21 protein-coding genes are annotated in these 15,619 nt (G+C 65.1%); 7 read left to right on the forward strand and 14 right to left on the reverse strand.

Annotated elements, in window-relative coordinates:
* Positions 1-183 precede the first annotated feature (183 nt).
* The 5 genes from ABIA40_RS13135 to ABIA40_RS13155 all read right to left on the reverse strand — a co-directional run bounded on the left by ABIA40_RS13135 (position 184) and on the right by ABIA40_RS13155 (position 3,900).
* A complete protein-coding gene (locus ABIA40_RS13135) occupies positions 184-687 on the reverse strand; it encodes a hypothetical protein (protein ID WP_036033716.1) in 504 nt (167 codons plus the stop codon).
* Positions 688-911: 224 nt separating this feature from the next.
* On the reverse strand, positions 912-1,952 hold the full coding sequence (locus ABIA40_RS13140; protein ID WP_404541414.1) for an acyl-CoA desaturase: 1,041 nt from the start codon (positions 1,950-1,952) through the stop codon (positions 912-914).
* 208 nt (positions 1,953-2,160) lie between these two features.
* Positions 2,161-2,442, reverse strand: a complete 282-nt coding sequence (locus ABIA40_RS13145; RefSeq protein ID WP_036000177.1) for a hypothetical protein — start codon at positions 2,440-2,442, stop codon at positions 2,161-2,163.
* A 296-nt stretch (positions 2,443-2,738) separates the two neighbouring features.
* On the reverse strand, positions 2,739-3,380 hold the full coding sequence (locus ABIA40_RS13150; protein ID WP_404541415.1) for a cell envelope biogenesis protein TolA: 642 nt from the start codon (positions 3,378-3,380) through the stop codon (positions 2,739-2,741).
* A gap of 115 nt (positions 3,381-3,495) precedes the next feature.
* Positions 3,496-3,900, reverse strand: coding sequence for a VOC family protein (locus ABIA40_RS13155; RefSeq protein ID WP_275499225.1), 405 nt, complete (start codon positions 3,898-3,900; stop codon positions 3,496-3,498).
* A 367-nt stretch (positions 3,901-4,267) separates the two neighbouring features.
* On the opposite strand from ABIA40_RS13155, the gene ABIA40_RS13160 reads away from it, so the two are divergent.
* Positions 4,268-4,618 (forward strand): zinc ribbon domain-containing protein YjdM, encoded by a 351-nt coding sequence (locus tag ABIA40_RS13160; protein WP_404541417.1) that lies wholly within the window; start codon positions 4,268-4,270, stop codon positions 4,616-4,618.
* Positions 4,619-4,624: 6 nt separating this feature from the next.
* Here ABIA40_RS13160 and ABIA40_RS13165 read toward each other — a convergent pair whose 3' ends face one another.
* The gene (locus tag ABIA40_RS13165; protein WP_404541419.1) at positions 4,625-5,539 is read right to left on the reverse strand and encodes a DMT family transporter; all 915 of its coding nucleotides are present in this window, start codon (positions 5,537-5,539) and stop codon (positions 4,625-4,627) included.
* Positions 5,540-5,624: 85 nt separating this feature from the next.
* Complete coding sequence (locus tag ABIA40_RS13170) at positions 5,625-6,041, reverse strand: nuclear transport factor 2 family protein (RefSeq protein WP_404541421.1); 417 nt, start codon at positions 6,039-6,041, stop codon at positions 5,625-5,627.
* Between the two features lie 129 nt (positions 6,042-6,170).
* Here ABIA40_RS13170 and ABIA40_RS13175 point away from each other — a divergent pair, with 129 nt between their 5' ends.
* Positions 6,171-6,731: a bifunctional transcriptional activator/DNA repair enzyme AdaA gene (locus ABIA40_RS13175; protein WP_074447944.1), complete on the forward strand. Its 561-nt coding sequence runs from the start codon at positions 6,171-6,173 to the stop codon at positions 6,729-6,731.
* Here the strand turns inward: ABIA40_RS13175 and ABIA40_RS13180 are convergent.
* Both ABIA40_RS13180 and ABIA40_RS13185 read right to left on the reverse strand, forming a co-directional pair.
* The gene (locus ABIA40_RS13180; RefSeq protein WP_275499232.1) at positions 6,728-6,979 is read right to left on the reverse strand and encodes a hypothetical protein; all 252 of its coding nucleotides are present in this window, start codon (positions 6,977-6,979) and stop codon (positions 6,728-6,730) included. The two genes, ABIA40_RS13175 and ABIA40_RS13180, sit on opposite strands and share 4 nt — an antisense overlap.
* Before the next feature lie 171 nt (positions 6,980-7,150).
* A complete protein-coding gene (locus ABIA40_RS13185) occupies positions 7,151-7,354 on the reverse strand; it encodes a hypothetical protein (RefSeq protein ID WP_025035973.1) in 204 nt (67 codons plus the stop codon).
* Positions 7,355-7,595: 241 nt separating this feature from the next.
* Here ABIA40_RS13185 and ABIA40_RS13190 point away from each other — a divergent pair, with 241 nt between their 5' ends.
* Complete coding sequence (locus ABIA40_RS13190; protein WP_404541423.1) at positions 7,596-8,897, forward strand: hypothetical protein; 1,302 nt, start codon at positions 7,596-7,598, stop codon at positions 8,895-8,897.
* Between the two features lie 4 nt (positions 8,898-8,901).
* On the opposite strand, the gene pdxY is transcribed toward ABIA40_RS13190, so the two are convergent.
* A complete protein-coding gene (pdxY, locus tag ABIA40_RS13195; protein ID WP_275499235.1) occupies positions 8,902-9,717 on the reverse strand; it encodes a pyridoxal kinase in 816 nt (271 codons plus the stop codon).
* A gap of 56 nt (positions 9,718-9,773) precedes the next feature.
* Entirely contained in the window at positions 9,774-10,406 is a 633-nt protein-coding gene (locus tag ABIA40_RS13200) for a TetR family transcriptional regulator (protein WP_404541425.1), read from the reverse strand.
* Between the two features lie 98 nt (positions 10,407-10,504).
* Between ABIA40_RS13200 and ABIA40_RS13205 the strand changes: the two genes are divergently transcribed.
* The gene (locus ABIA40_RS13205) at positions 10,505-11,170 is read left to right on the forward strand and encodes an O-methyltransferase (protein ID WP_404541427.1); all 666 of its coding nucleotides are present in this window, start codon (positions 10,505-10,507) and stop codon (positions 11,168-11,170) included.
* 167 nt (positions 11,171-11,337) lie between these two features.
* Positions 11,338-11,682 (forward strand): multidrug efflux SMR transporter, encoded by a 345-nt coding sequence (locus ABIA40_RS13210; RefSeq protein WP_157287445.1) that lies wholly within the window; start codon positions 11,338-11,340, stop codon positions 11,680-11,682.
* 43 nt (positions 11,683-11,725) lie between these two features.
* Here ABIA40_RS13210 and ABIA40_RS13215 read toward each other — a convergent pair whose 3' ends face one another.
* From ABIA40_RS13215 to ABIA40_RS13225, 3 genes are all read right to left on the reverse strand, one after another.
* Positions 11,726-11,932, reverse strand: a complete 207-nt coding sequence (locus tag ABIA40_RS13215; RefSeq protein ID WP_036000235.1) for a hypothetical protein — start codon at positions 11,930-11,932, stop codon at positions 11,726-11,728.
* Positions 11,933-12,060: 128 nt separating this feature from the next.
* A complete protein-coding gene (locus ABIA40_RS13220; RefSeq protein WP_036000293.1) occupies positions 12,061-12,342 on the reverse strand; it encodes a hypothetical protein in 282 nt (93 codons plus the stop codon).
* 236 nt (positions 12,343-12,578) lie between these two features.
* Positions 12,579-14,501 carry an FAD-binding monooxygenase gene (locus tag ABIA40_RS13225; RefSeq protein ID WP_404541430.1) on the reverse strand — a complete coding sequence of 641 codons (1,923 nt, stop codon included), beginning with the start codon at positions 14,499-14,501 and terminating at the stop codon, positions 12,579-12,581.
* A 102-nt stretch (positions 14,502-14,603) separates the two neighbouring features.
* Here ABIA40_RS13225 and ABIA40_RS13230 point away from each other — a divergent pair, with 102 nt between their 5' ends.
* Positions 14,604-15,068, forward strand: coding sequence for a MarR family winged helix-turn-helix transcriptional regulator (locus tag ABIA40_RS13230; RefSeq protein WP_271546818.1), 465 nt, complete (start codon positions 14,604-14,606; stop codon positions 15,066-15,068).
* Between the two features lie 118 nt (positions 15,069-15,186).
* Positions 15,187-15,618, forward strand: a complete 432-nt coding sequence (locus ABIA40_RS13235; protein WP_404541432.1) for a hypothetical protein — start codon at positions 15,187-15,189, stop codon at positions 15,616-15,618.
* Position 15,619 lies beyond the last annotated feature (1 nt).

Here is a 15,619-nt window from a genome sequence, read left to right on the forward strand (position 1 = left end):
TTCGCGAAGGCGCGATTGGATTTGAAGTGCGTAAGGTGGGTTAGCCTGCGGCGGCGCGAAGCGCAGTCCGCTGGCGTAACCCGCCTCTTTGATTTCCGCGGAGACAGACGTGGTGGGTTACGCTGCGCGAGCTGCGCCTTGCGCAGTCGCGCAGCTAACCCGCCCTACGCACCTACGCTCCCCTCAGCGTATCTCGCTCATCGTCACCTTGGCCGCGATCCCCGTCAGCTCGGGCTCTTGCGGCGCAAGCTCCTCATCGGAAGGGCCGACCGAGACTTCAGCCATTCTGCGTTTGACCTGTTCGCAGGTCTTGCGAACGTCTTCGGTGAACAGCGCGCATTCTTCGATACGCTTGAAGATCTTGCGTCCCTCTTCACGATAGCCTGCCGCCGTTTCTCGCATGAAGGCGATCGCATCATGAACCTGGGCCGTCAGCGCCTCGCATTTTTGCGCGGCGTCGATCAACTCGGTGCCCATGGCCTCGATCTCTTTTGCAGCGGACTCATAGTCGCGAATGACCGCTTCTGCACTGAGCGCACCGACCCGGGACACCCCCGCGGTGTGCTCGACGTAATCAGGCAGATTAACTGAAGTAATGGAGCTTCCCGACCGGATCGAAGTGATGTCCGCTTCGAGTTGGACCAAGTTCACTCCGTCGCGTCTGTGCAATTGTTCGACACTTGCCATGACTGTCCTCCCAATACGCGCCTAGAACCCCAAGCAGCATTGGGTTTATTACGGGGATAAGTGCCGTTCTACCTCTATGTATTCTTGACAGTCTCCACTTTGCCACTTTTGCCCAATCGCCAACACTGCACGCAGAGATAACGAGCCAACAAACTTCAATTTGTCCGCGTATCCGTTCGAAGTGCACTCCCCGCCGCATCGGCGCCGGGCCATGGCGGGCACGATTACGTTCCGGGGGAGCGACGGTCGTCGGCGTCGAAGGCATTCCCGACGGCGGCGGGCGCAGGCTCGCCCCGCCCTGCATCCGCAGCACGATGGCGGCCGGCATCGCCCGCCGCGAAAATATCGTGCACCAGCCCGAGCTTCCCCAGCCCCAGGATGATCAGCCCGTTGATGTCCACCTCGTACCAGGCGTGCGAGAGATACGCATCCCGCGGAAAGCGGTGATGGTTGTTGTGCAGCCCCTCGCCGAACGTCAGCAGCGTGGTCACCAGCTCGTTGGTGGTGCCGTCATGGGTCTCGAAGCGGCGGTAGCCCCAGCGGCCGTCGCTGTGGCAAACCGAGTTCACCAGCGAGGTCGCCATGGTCATGAGGTAGCTGCGGAACAGGCCTGAGAACAGGATGCAGCCGATCATCGTGCGTACGCCGCCAAACGCGTAGCCGATGGCGCCGGGAATGATCAGCGCCGAGAGCGCGTACCAGTACCAGCGCGTCCTGGTGAAGAACATCGCGATCGGGTCGGCCAGGATGTCCTTGGCGTAGTAGCTGGCATCGGTGGTCTCGCGGTCCCACACCCAGCCGCCTTGCGCATGCGTCATGCCCTTGGCGAAGCTGGTGTAGGCGTTGCCGGAGCCGTCATAGTAAGGGCTGTGCACGTCGCCGGGCCGGTCGGAGTGCAGATGGTGCCGCCGGTGGTTGCTCACCCATTTCAGGATCGAGCCCTGCACCGCCATGGTCGCGAGCGCGGCGAAGATCGTCCGCATCACCGGACCGCAGCGAAAGCTGCGGTGCACGAAATAGCGATGCATGAAGCCGATGCCGATCGTGGACATGATGAACGTGCCGGCGAAGACCGAAACCTCCACCCAGCCGATGCCCTGCCAGAACGCCCAGACCAGCGCGGCGATCGAGCCGCCGACCATGATGGCGAAGGAGATGTAGGAATCGCGAAACTTGGCGTCGACCAGCGGACCTTCGGTCAGCACGCCCGGCGGCATCTTCGGCTCCGAAAGCTGTTCGGACACCACGCTCTCAACCACACTCATTCCAGCCGATCCATTTACACTGCATTTTCTGCAGTGCAGCGTACAACCCCTGGTTATCTGAGGCAAGGACCCGAGCGGCCGTAGGAGCACGGGCGGGGCAGCCCGCTTCTCTACAGATAGAGCCTAGCGATTATGACGAAGCAGATGCACGTCGCACATCTGCCCGGCTCACTTACCCTCGCGCGATCAGTTTCGCGTCCGTCGGACTTCACCACCAATACGGCCAGCGCCATCCCTCATAGCGCACGTAGGACGGCACCAGGGGCGGGCCATAGGGATCGACCCGGTCGTGCTCGGGGCGATAGCGATAGCGTGGCACGATGTTGTAATCCCACGGCGTCGGCCTCAGCACGGGCGCCGTGACGATGAGCCTCTCTTGCGGCGCGCGAACGACGACGGCTCTCCGCGTCCGGGCTTCGGCGTCCGAGGTTGCAAGGCCGCTCAGCACCAGGGCAGTTCCGAGCGCGCAGGCGGCGGTCATCTTTGTCATGCGTTGGTCTCCTTCGCGCGGAGAGTGCAAAAGGATGCCAGGCGAGGCAAGCAAATTTCGCGCGAGGTGCGGACATAAGCGCTGTGCGCTTTGGCGCTCCGACCTCTCCCCGTCATTGCGAGGAGCACTTGCGACGAAGCAATCCAGAGTCCTTCCGCGGAGGGAGCCTGGATTGCTTCGCGGAGCCTGTCATCGGGCCGCGCTCCGCGCGGACCCGGTGGCTCGCAATGACGGCGAGTATGACGCAGGAGTGGTCTGGATGAGCAACAGAACTTCCGGACGTCGGCACTGGCTCCTCACTCGCGCGCGCGGCGCAGAGCCTGATCCAGCTTGTGCCTCTGCTTGTCCCAGCGCTCCTGCTCCGCTTCGGCGCGCGCCTCGAGCGCGGCCCGCTCGGCTTCGATCGCCCCCGCCTTCGCTTCGTGCTCGCGTGTTGCCTTGTCGAGCGCTGCTTCCGCCGCGGCAACTGCCTTGTCGCGGCGGGCACGCTCTTTGGCGCGGGCGGCCTCCTCCTTGGCACGCGCTGCCTCGCGGCGTCGCTCCTCCTTCTCGAAAGCTGCTGCGGCCTTGCGCGCGGCCGCATCGTCGATCTCGCGGGATGCATTCCGGGCTGTCCTGGCGGGACGCTTCTTTGACGTCGGCTTACTCTTGGACCTGGTCTTGCTCTTAGTCTTGCTCTCGCCCCCGCCGAGATCGGTGGGCAGCTCCGCGCTCTCGGTGAACGGGCCGTCCGAGCCGACCGGCCGCCTCAGCACCACGCCCGGCTTCGCCATGGTCGCGGCGACGACATCGGGATCGTCGGTCTCCCTGGCGACGCCCTGATGGAACAGATTGGAGCTGGCGCCCCAGGCAGCAAGCGCCGCCTTCATCGAGGGCGCGGCGATCGCCTGATCGTAGAAGCCGAGCGAGGTCTGGTAAGTCTTCAGTTTCTTTGCCATATCGCTCCGATGTTGGCGCAGCTTTCCGCGCGCGAGCGTAGCCCGGATCGAGCAAAGCACAATCCGGGGTCGTGCGGCACGCTCGGCGCTGGACTACGCTTGCGCTCCATCCAGGCTACGAATCTTCAAGCAACGCGTCATAGCCTTGCGCGCTGAACGCCAATAGACAAAAACCGTGCCCGAACGGATCGGCCAGCATCGCGATCCGGCCATAGGGCGCATCACTCGCCGGCACTTCCAGGATCGCCCCGGCAGCGAGCGCACGCGCGACAGCGGCGTCGACATCGTCGACGACGACGTCGATATGCATCGGCGTCCAGTGCCGCTCATAACGGCGGCGGTCGCCGCCGGCGCCGATGGTGCCGGTCTGCTTGGTCAAGAGATACACCGGCGCGGGCCAGCCGTTGAGCTCGACGAAGTCGGCGCCGAAGCGGCGGCCGACCGAGAGGCCAAAGGCTTCGGTGTAGAACGTCGTGGCTTTCGCTACGTCAGGAACGTCGATGTTGAGGAGGAAGCTCATGAGCGGCTCGTCGCAGGTTGCGAAGCGAGTCTAGCCCGGATGGAGCGCCGGCGTAATCCGGGATGGTGCCGCACCGGCGTACCCGATGAATCACCCCGTCAACGGACGAGCGCCACCATGGCATCATGCCATTGTTTTGCCCGACGGGTCAAATCTTGTTCGAAATTACCGAAGTCAGGAAAAACCCCAAGCAATTCCATACGGATGGCTACTGTGCATGGGGTTGTTTTCGCAACACTTGCTTGAGCCGGCCCTCGATTGCCCCTCAGGCTCAGAATCGGCCGCGAGCACCTGCCAGCTTTTGCTTGCTTTCCCGGTTCCCGCCTCTACGGTCGCGCCGCGAACGAAGCGCGAGACAAGACCTGCCATGACCGACACGATGAAATGCCCGACCTGCAATTCCGAACACGCCTATCAGGACCGCGATCTCTGGGTCTGCCCGGAATGCGGCCATGAATGGAGCGGCGCGGCGGACGCGGTCGCGGACACGGCGCAGGATGCGGGCGTGCGCGATGCCAACGGCAATTTGCTCGCCGACGGCGACAGCGTCATCGTGATCAAGGATCTCAAGATCAAGGGCTCGTCCTCGGTCGTCAAGGGCGGCACCAAGGTGCGCAACATCCGCCTGCAGGACGCCAGCGACGGCCACAACATCGCCTGCAAGATCGACGGCATCGGCGCGATGAATCTGAAGTCGGAGTTCGTGAAGAAGGCGTGAGGCCCGCTAGCTTTGCCGCTGCGCCAGGTAGAACCCGCACAGCACCGTCACGAGGCCTGCCATCTGCAGCATCGTCGGCGGCTCGCCGAGCAGCAACCAGCCCGTGAGCAGCGTCAGTGCGGGCACGCAGGCCGGAAACACCGCGGCGCGGGCGACGCCGAGACGCTGGACCGAGACGGCATAGAGATAGAGCGCCGCGGGGCCGGCAAGCACGCCCTGCGCCAGCGCCTGGATGGCGTTCTCGGTCATGCCAATTGATGCAATGTGGGCGAGGCCGACCGTGGCGACGTAGACCGGCACCAGCAGCAGCGACAGCACGTTGATGACGAGCGCAGCCGGCACGGCCGAGACGCGCCATCGGCGCAGCATCGCGCCGAAGCCGGCGAACATGAACCCGGCGAGCACGAAGATCAGATCGCCCTGAATGCCGTCGGCGCCGATGTGGCCGATCGATTCCGCACCGATCACGCCGAGGCCTCCGACGATGACGAGCGCGCCGGTCAGGCGCGAGGCGGAGATCCGCTCCTTCAGCACGACCGCCGCGAGCAGGAGGCCGCCGAGCGTGGCGCAAGAGGGCTGGATCACGCTGCCATGGCCGAGCGGGACGAACAGGAAGCCGCTGTAGGAGATCAGCGACATCACGGGACCGCCGAGCACCATCAGCACGAGCCCCCTGCCCCAGCCGATGCCGCAAAGATCGGAGAGTCCGGCGCGCAACACGAGGGGCAGGAAGGCGATCCCCGACCAGACATAGCGATGCACCAGCAGATCGACCGGCGTGAAGCCGGCCTTGAGGCCATGCCGCGTGGCGGCAAAGCCGAGCGCCCAGAACAGCGCCGCGGCAAGCCCGCAGACCACGCCGAGCAGTGCCGGCGCGGCATCCTTCTTCTGAGCGTCGGCGCCGCTCGTCCGCTGATCCATGGATCTCTCGATATGTCGGCTCGCTGAGCCGCTCAACCCACGCGGCTGCAGGGCTGTCACGCGAGGGCAATGCCGACTGCGCGTGTTACAGCCCCTCGTCGAAGACCATCCGCCATCCCTTGCGCGTATCCATGTATTCCCGCACTTGCCTGATCCGGTCGCCCACCACCTCGAACACGAAGCAATACTCGTTCTCGTACGGCTTGCCGCCGGGCAGCGTGGCGCGCATCCGCTCCTCCACGATCACGACATCGCCGTCGACATACACGCCGCGGAACGCGATATCGATGTTCGAAAACAATCGGTGCATCTCCTGCGCGATGAAGCGGGCGATCTGGTGCGGCCCCTTCATGTGATCGGTGTGGTCGAGCGCGATGGCGGTGGCATTGCCCTTCGGCGCGATCCATTCGGCGTCTTCGGTGAAGAGTGCCGCGATGCGCTCGGGATCGCGTGACGAAAAGGTGTTCCAGGCGTTCAGTACGACGTCTCTCGGGCTGGTCACGATGGGGTCTCCGGCCGTGTTGCGATGAGAACCGCCTTCTAGGCCGCGGTGCGCGCCGCGGCTCGCCGCAATCGGACTCGGTCATCCGGCTGCCCTTCCGCCGCCGACCTCATGCGCTACCATGCGATCATGTTGAGCTTTGATGTCTGCAACGCCGCGCGCCTGCGCCGCGATCCCCGCTATGACGGCCGCTTCTTCACGGCGGTGAAGACCACGGGCATTTATTGCCGGCCGGTCTGTCCGGCCAAGCAGCCGCTGGCGCGCAATGTGGTCTATTATCCGACGGCTGCGGCTGCCGAGGCCGCCGGCTTCCGGCCCTGCCTGCGCTGCCGTCCCGAGACCGCTCCTTTCTGCCCGGCCTGGAACGGCACACGCTCCACGGTGGCCCGGGCCATGAGGCTCATCGATGACGGCGCGCTCGATGAAGGCTCGGTGGTCGATCTCGCGACGCGGCTCGGCATCTCGTCGCGTCACCTGGCGCGCCTGTTCGAGCGCCATGTCGGCGCTACGCCGCAGCAACTCGCCAAGACACTGCGCGTCCAGCGCGCCAAGCGCCTGCTCGATGCCGGCGATGACAGCATGACCGCTATCGCATTCCAGGCCGGGTTCGGCAGCCTGCGCAGGTTCAACGCCGCCTTCGCCGAACTCTACGGCCGCTCGCCGTCAAGCCTGCGCGCGCGGCGAGCTTAGCGGCCCGCGCCAGTGATCACGTCCGCGGTCTTCACCTTGCGCGGGCTGAGCACCTTCGCCTGGTGGACCGAGGCGATTGCGCTTGGCGTTGCGACCCGCTGCTCGACATGTGCGGCACCGAGCACGCGCACCTGCAGCGGGGAAACCGGGAAACCGTTGGCCTCATAGGTCGGCAGCTCGGCGGCGAAAGCCGCGGTACCGCCCGCGATCGTCAGGAAGGCGGCGATCGACAAGGTCTTCTTGTTCATTGGTGATGCTCCGAAGTTTGAGAGTCGGAGCCTATTTAGGCGCATTTTGCTGCAACGCGACATACACCGCCGCATTGCAACATCGCATGCGGTGCATGACGTTATGCCTAAAGCGTCCAGGGATTTGGACGAATCGCGCCCGCTGCGACGCGGCGCCTCCAGAGGAAGTGCTCAGCCGCCGAGCACGTTGCCCCAGCCATCGAAGAGATAGGTCTTCCAGGCCACGGTTCCATCCGCGCCAGGCCGGCTGGCGCGGCGGTAGTCCTCGGCCTGGTCGGCGGTCCAGGTGATGATCGTGTCGGAGAGACGATCGTGCAGGATGGCGGGCTCGGTGGGGTCGAAGGCGTCCATGGGACGAAGCGAGGGATGCGTCATGGCGCCTCCAACGCACCAGCCGCAACAAAGTTGCGGCAGCGTCAAATGGAACCGGGCGTTGCACTTCGGCCACAGTTGCCCCGAAAAGCCCGCACGCCCCGATTTGCGCCATTGCGCCGCCACACCGTGGCCCGAACAATCGACGTGCTGCGTGCCTTTCCGTGCGACTGTTTCGTCAGACTGTTTGCATCATCACTGTTCGGGCAGGATTGTTCGAGCAGACCGTTTGGAGGCAGGGATCATGAACGATCGGCGGTCTCTTCTGGTGGCGTTATCGTGTCCCTCGGCGGTTGTCGCCGGCTGGCTGGCATTGTCTCTCTCCGCCTATGCGCCTGCGCTCATCGAGAATAGCGGCGCCAATGTAGCTGCGATCTCGCACGCCAAGGATCTCGGCCGCATCGACCTCGCCGACGTGCCGCGCGCTGCGACCCTTGAGGACCGCTTCGCCTTGACCGCCGACATCGCCGCCGCCGTCGCTGCGGCCCCTGCCGCGCCGGCAGAGGCAACGCCCGAGGAGCCCGCCTCCACCATCAAGCTCGCCTCGGCCGACCCGGCGCTGATCCTGCCGGCGGAAGCCGTACCCGCGCCGCCGATCTTGCCTGAACCGGAGCCCGTCGTCAGCGAGATTGCTCCCGCCCCTGCGCCCGAGCCCGTCAAGCTCGCATCCGCCGATCCCACCGAGATCGTGACGACGGACACATTGTCGGCCGCGGCGAGCGCGAGCGACCCCGTTGCGCCTGCGCGCAAGGCGTCACCGCCTGCCGACAACATCGCCGTGCTCGACGAATGCTTCGTCATGGAAGCCTGCATCGACCGCTACCTCTGGGCGCTCTACCAGCGCACCGCCAAGGAAGACACGATGAAGGTGCAGGAGCGGCGCGCCGTCACCATCAAGCGCAAGGGCAAGACCGTCACGGTGATGCGCAGCTTCACCAAGCTGGTCGATCAGGACTTCACCTGGAAGGATCCGCATGCGGCCGAGCGCGCCGGCATGTCGATGATGGACTACGTTATCGGCGGCATGGACAAGAGCTTCAAGCAGAAGCTGTTCCGCATGATGCTCGCGGCCGAAGCGGCCGGTCTCTCGCCGGGCATCACCAGCGCGTTCCGCGACGACTATCGCCAGTCGATCGCGAGCGGCCTGAAGGCCGCCTCCAACCGCTCCTATCACGGCGGCAGCACGCGCGGCGGCTACGGTCACGGCATGGCGGCCGACATCGTCAGCACGCAAGGCAGCAACCGGGCGCAGCGCTGGGTCTCGACCGAAATCCTGTGGAAGTGGGTCGATGCCAACGGCAAGGCGTACGGCATCGGCCGACCCTATCTCGGCCGCGATCCGCCCCATGTCGGCCCGATCGACGGCCAGGAATATATCTCGAAGCGCGGCACCTCCGACCGCAAGGACGTTGCCGGCGCCAAGCCGAAGAAGACACAAGGCCTCGCGAGCGCCAAGCCGCCGAAGGCTGACGTCGCGCGCGAGCACAAGGGCTCGGCGGCCAAGCCGCAGAAGTCGGCGCAATCGGCCGGCAAGCGCGCGACCTGACGGTTTACGGCTTGCGCTCTGCCGTCGGCAGCGGGACCAGCCGCATCTCGGCCGAGCCGGCGTCCTGCGTGCGTACCAGCACGGCAAAGACCGTGTCGACCGCGCGCCCTACCGCCAACTCCATTGCTTCGCCCTTGGCCAGATGCGCCGCGATCAGCCCGGTAAGGAGATCGCCGGTGCCGTAGGGACGGATCGGCAGGCGCGGCGTCGCAAAGCGCGACAATCGCCCATCAGTGCACAGGATCGTCTCCACCTGCCCCGCCGCCGTGTCAGCGAGGGTGCACCCGGTGGCGACGACGTCGGTGCCTGCCCCAGCCAGCACCGCGCAGGCCGCGCTGAGGCTCTCGGCGTCGGCAATTGCGGCGCCAGAGAGCAGCTCGAGTTCGAACTGGTTCGGCGTCGTCAGGTTCGCCGCCGGCAGCAGCCGGTGGCGGAGCACGTCCAGGATGCCGTCCGCGACATAGACGCGGCCGTCGTCACCGATCACGGGATCGCAGAGATAGACGAGCTTTCCATTCCGCGTGCGCGCCCGTTCGACGAAGTCGGCGATCACGGCGGCATTGCCGGGCGAGCCGAGATAGCCGGTAACGAGCACCGCGGCCTCGTCGACCAGGCCGCGCTCCTCCACGCCCTTGAGGAGATCGGCGACGAGCTCGGTCTCCAGCACCCGCCCGCGCAGGCTCGGATAGCGCGGATGGTTGGACAGCAGCGTCGTCGGCACCGCAGCGACGTTCACGCCCTCCGCCTGCATGGCATAGGCGGCCGCGCTGTTGCCGACATGGCCGTGGACCACCTGGCTCTGGATGGAGATGACGAGCATGAAAGAGGTCCGTACGGACAAACGTGGAGCGATGCAAGTGTCGCCCGGATCTCGCTTCAGCGTCGGCCCAATTCCCCGAGATAGGCGCAGAACATGTCGGCAAGGCCGTCGGCATGATGCGCAATCTCGGCATGACTGCGTGGCGTCTCCGAAAATCGCTTGCCGACCTCGCTGAGCGTGGTCGTGATCAGCTCGCCGGCGAGACCCCGCGTCGCATTGGAAGTTTTGGGCAGCGCCTCTCGCATGAAGGCATCGACGATGCCCTTGCTGGCCGCCCGGACCTCGCGCGCTTCGGGTGCGTCACGATAGAGTGGCGCGGCGTCGTTGAGGGCCGTGCGGATCGCAGCCTCCTCGCACTCGGAGCGGATGAAGGCATGGACCAGCGCGCGCAACCGCGCCGGTGGCGGCTTGGCGCGATCGGCGAGGATATCGCGCAGCAGCTCGCTCGTATGCCGCCACTCGTCGCTCTGGAGACGAAACAGGATTGCGGCCTTGTTTGGAAAATATTGATAGAGCGACCCGACGCTCACCCCGGCCCGCTCAGCCACCCGCGCCGTGGTGAAACGTTGCGCGCCCTCCTTCGCCAAAACCTGAACAGCCGCATCCAGAATGGCCGCCACCAGCTCCATCGAGCGGGCTTGTTGCGGCTGTTTTCGCGAGGAAATTGAACGGCTTCGACGGTCGGCCATGGGTCGCTCCGGCAATGCGAATAGGAAATGCGACGAATTAGTCGTATTTCAAACGACGCGCAAGCACGCGCTTCTTTCGCCAACTCTGGAGACTTCGAATGACCACCCCGACCATCGCTTCGCTTGCGCCGCTACTGGATCGCCTGTTCAGCGAAGCCGAGGCAGCAAGCGAAGCAACGGAAGCCGCAGTCGCAGACCTGTCCGACGCAGAGCGGGAGCGGATGATGCGGAGCATGACCGAATATCGCGATCTCTATGGACGCCTGAAGGACGCACCGCTCGCGGTCTCGCGCGCGACCGGAGCGCTGCTCTACATGCTGGCGCGCAGCTCCCACGCCCGATCCATCGTCGAGTTCGGCACCTCGTTCGGCATCTCGACACTGCACCTTGCCGCGGGCCTGCGCGACAACGGTGGGGGGCACCTCATCACCAGCGAGTTCGAGCCGTCCAAGGTAGCCCGGGCGAGAGACAACCTCTCGGCCGGCGGCTTGATCGATCTCGTCGACATCCGCGAAGGCGACGCGCTGAAGACGCTCAGCACCGATCTGCCCGAAACGATCGATCTAGTGTTGCTCGACGGTGCCAAGGCGCTCTACCCCGGGATCCTCGATCTGGTCGAAGGCCGTCTCCGGCCGGGGGCGATTATCGTCGCTGACAACGCCGACGATAGCCCTGACTATCTGGCGCGGGTGCGCGCACCCGGCAGCGGCTACATGTCCACGCCCTTTGCCGAAGATGTCGAACTCTCGGTCCGGATCAATTAAGATCGCATCGAAGGATCGGGACATCTCGAGCCGCCGCACGCCCGTCGCGCGGCGGCTTCGCGTCGACTGGAGCGGAAGTCACCGGACACCGTCGGCAATGTCGCAGGTTCGTCATTCGCACGTGATATTCGCGACCCGCGCGGTATCTTCCTCACGCCGAGAGGCTCATGACCTCCGCCTTCAACGCCTATGCGGCTCTCGCCCTCGCCATCGTGTTCGAGGTCACCGCGTCGGCGTTCCTGCAGCAGTCCGCGCAGTTCACCCGTCCCTGGCCGACGCTGGCGATGGTGCTGTTCTACGTCGCCTCGTTCTACGCGCTCTCGGTGGCGATCCGGGTGATTCCGTTGAGCATCGCCTATGCGATCTGGGGCGGGGTCGGCATCATCCTGACCGCCACCGTCTCCTTCGTGCTGTTCCGTCAGATCCTGGACGCCGCAGCCTTCGTCGGCATCGCGTTGATCGTATCAGGGGTGGTGATCATCAACCTGTTCTCGGAGACCACCGTGCGTTGATGCGCGCGGCACCGGCTCTGAAGGTCCAGGCCGCGCTCCACCATCACGCTGCGGACAGCTGATCGAGCTCGGACGGCGCGTAGGCCTTGCCATCCTGGTCGGTGACGACCACCCGCCACCCCTCGCTCGCCCACACTTTCGCCTTCGCTACGATGAGCAATCGGCTCTCGCGGGCGAAACTGTACTTTTCGTTGTCGCGTTCTGCGACCATCTTGTAGGCCAATTCGCATCCCCTTGCGTCGCCCTGCACCCGGCCTTCTCGTGGCAGCGGGCTTTGGCGGCAATTCGCCGGGAGCGTGGCAATTTCGTGCCATCCACGAGGCCTGTGGCCGGCCCCGTGCCGTCGCAACAGAGCGATCTCGTTGCCTCGGATCGGCGCTAGTGCACGCGGATAATGTGCGGGCGGCCGAGATTGATGAGGCCCTGCACCGCCGAAAGACGGTCATTGAGGGCTGCGATGGTGAGCAGCAGATTGTTGCGACGCTCATCGAGTAGTCCCATTTCTGCGCCCGACAGCTTGGTGCCCGCCCGCTCCTTGTGGATCTCCTCGAGGGATTCGCGCAGTCCGGCAATCAGGCCGGCCAGCTGCTTGGCCTCCTTGGTCATCGACCGCTTCGCGACATTTTGCTGACGGCGCGTCTCCGCTTGGTTCTGTCTCATCGTCATCCTCCGGTGCCCCGCTGCCCCGAGTGGATGCTTACAGCTTTGGATAGACATATTACGATCGATGAAATCTGCCCGCGAAGAACTTTCTTAAATTGTACGCGCACGGAACCGGAGGGCGCGCGCAAGCGGTAAGCCCGGCACGAGGGCCGGGCTTTCGTTGCAGCCAGTGCTAGCTCGGCTGCGCCGCATGCGGCATCGCGGGCGGCACGGCCCACGCGGCGCTTTCGGCGTCAGCTCGCCGGCAGCATGAAGGCATCGAAGAACGATGCGAGCCCGGCAAAATCGTCGAGCGGCAGCACGGTCGCGACATACTGGTCGGGCCGCACCACGACCATGCAGCCGGCAGCCCGATCGATGCCGCGCATCGTGAAGACGTCGTGGCCGCTCTTGAGATCCGGGCAGAACATCTTCTCGTAGTCGTACAAGCCGTAACGGCCTTTGCTCGGGAGCAACATCGGCGGCATTGCCTCGATGGCGAGCTCGCGATGGTCCTGCTGAAACACCGCGCGCAGATCGATCACGCTGTCGATGTCAGCTCCAACAGGCGTATATCGACGGATAGGTGACTTCCGGGATTCCGCGAGGAAATTGCACAAGGCACGAATGGCCGAGCCCGACGCTGCGGGGTTCTCAGCGGGCGAGAACGCGTAGATGCGGAAGCGGCCATCAGCCCGTGCGGCATGGCCGAGATGCACCGGCTTGGCGTCCGCCAGCCGGATCACCGGCGCGGAATGGAAGCGCGTGCCGATAATGAGGCCCTGCGCAAGGTGCTGATGCGTGGCCGCGCCGGTGAGTATCGACGGCTTGTAATGCGTTGCCGTGCCCGCGGTAAAACGTCCGTGCCGGACGAAATAGTCCTGCGTTTTGGCGGCATCGGCGCCGCCGGCCTTGGCGGCGGAGGCGAGGATATCAGCCCATTCGCGATCGAAATCGATCAGCTCCTTCGCGACTGCCCGGCGCTCGGCCGAGTAGGAATGCAACAGGCTTTGCGCACATTGCCTCCGCAGCACGGCGGCGAGCTTCCAGCCGAGATTGAAGGCATCCTGCATCGAAACGTTCATGCCCTGCCCGGCCTTCGGGCTGTGGGTGTGGCAGGCATCGCCGGCGATGAAGATGCGCGGCAGGCGCGTCTCGATCTCGCCCTCCGGCACGTCGTCGAACTTGTCGGTGAGGCGCTGGCCGATCTCGTAGACCGACCACCAGGCGATCTCCTTCACCTCAAGCCGATGCGGCTTCAGGACCCGCTGCGCTTTCGCAATCACGTCATCGGCGGTGATGTTGCGATTGGCGACGCGTTCGCCGACATCGAGCTTGGCGAGCTCGACATAGATGCGGACCATGTAGCCGCCTTCGCGCGGAATGATCAGCAGGCTGCCGTCCTTGGCCGACTGGATCAGCGACTTGAAGCGGATGTCCGGAAAATCGGTCACCGCCAGCACGTCCATCACGCCCCAGGCGTGGTTGGCGGAATCACCGTGCAGCTCGCGCCCGATCGACTTGCGCACCGTGCTGCGGGCGCCGTCGCAGCCGACGACGTAGCGGGCCTTGATCGTCTCGACCTTGCCCTCGTTCGCGGCATCGACGCGTTCGAGGCGCACGGTCACGGCATGATCGTCGGCACCGGCGGCCGGATCGACATTCACATCAAGCACGCGTCGGCTGTAATACGGCGCGAGCTTCGCCGGCGACTTGCGCATGACGTCGAGAAAGCAATCATGGACGCGCGCCTGGTTCAGGATGAGGTGCGGGAATTCCGACAGCCCGTCCTCGACGTCCTGCACCCGGCCACTGCGGACGATCTTCTCCGGCGCCGCTTCATCCGGCTTCCAGAACGTGGTCTCGTTGACCCAACAGGCCTCCTTCAGCACACGCTCGCTGAAGCCATAGGCGTGGAACATCTCCATGGTGCGGCAGGCGATGCCGTCGGCCTGACCGACCAGCAGGCGGTCCGGCTTCTGCTCGACGATGCAGGTCCTGATGTCGGGGAATTGCGCGAGCTGGGCGGCGAGCGTCAGGCCGGCCGGCCCGCAGCCGACGATGAGGACATCGACCTCGCCAGGCACGGCGCCCGCCGCTCCCGATGCCTGAACGCGCGCGGCAGGATCGGCGATTTCAGGGTCGCCCGGCTGAAATCCATTGAGATGGAACTGCATGAGCACCTCTCCCGCCAAATTCTGTTTGGTTATTGCTCAGTATGCTGACTATCAGTATACTTGTCAAATGATCCGCACCGCTCTGCCCCGGAGGAGATTTCGGTGAAAGACAACAACGACATGCCCGGACATCTGGCACGCCGCTTCCAGCAGATCTCGGTCGCGGTGTTTCTGGCCGAGGTCGGGGATGCCGGCTTCGATCTCACGCCGGTGCAATACGCGGCGCTTGCGACCATCAAGGCCAATCCAGGGCTCGATCAGGTGACGCTCGCCGGATTGATCGCCTACGATCGCACCACCATCACCGGCGTGATCGATCGCCTCGTCCAGAAGGGCCTCGCGGAGCGGCGCCCCTCCAGCCGCGACCGCCGCGCGCGTGAGCTCGAAATCACCGACGAGGGCCGCCGCACGCTGCGCAAGATCACCCCGGCCGTCGAATCCGCGCAGCGCATCATGCTGCGCGGCCTCAGCGCGAAAGAGGGTGAGGAGCTGATGCGGCTGCTGCGCAAGGCGATCGCCGCCGGCAACGAGCTCAGCCGCGCGCCGCTGCGCGATACGCAGCTCTGATCGCGGACCATGTCCGTAATTGTCGCAGCGCACGAAACCAGGAACTAACCTTCGGCTGCTAACGTCGGCCGCATTGGGGCGCTTAACGCGCGATTAACTTTGCGGGGCGGAGTTTCGGATGTTCAGGTTCTTCGTTGTGGCCGCGGCCGTCGCGCTCTCGACCGTTCAGGCGGTCGCAGGGGGCCATGGCGGCGGCGATCCTCCTCCGCCGAAGGTCGAGGCGCCAACGGCTCCCGCGAAGGTGATCCTGACCAAGCAGGGGCCCAAGCTCGTCGATCTCAACGGCATGACGCTCTACTATTACGAGCGCGACACCACGGGAAAGACGTCGAACTGCAACGGCAAATGCATCGAGAGCTGGGTGCCGCTCGCCGCAACGGCCGACGCCAGGGCCGTCGGCGACTTCACCGTGATCAGCCGCAACGACGGCAGCAAGATGTGGGCCTACCGTTATCGCCCGCTCTACACCTCGCCCGCCGACAAGGCGCCGGGCGACGCCAACGGCAACGCCACGACGCTGCAATGGCGGGTCGCCCGGCCTGAGAACTAGA

The sequence above is a fragment of the Bradyrhizobium sp. USDA 223 genome (assembly GCF_044909005.1).
GTDB classification, from domain to species: domain Bacteria; phylum Pseudomonadota; class Alphaproteobacteria; order Rhizobiales; family Xanthobacteraceae; genus Bradyrhizobium; species Bradyrhizobium yuanmingense.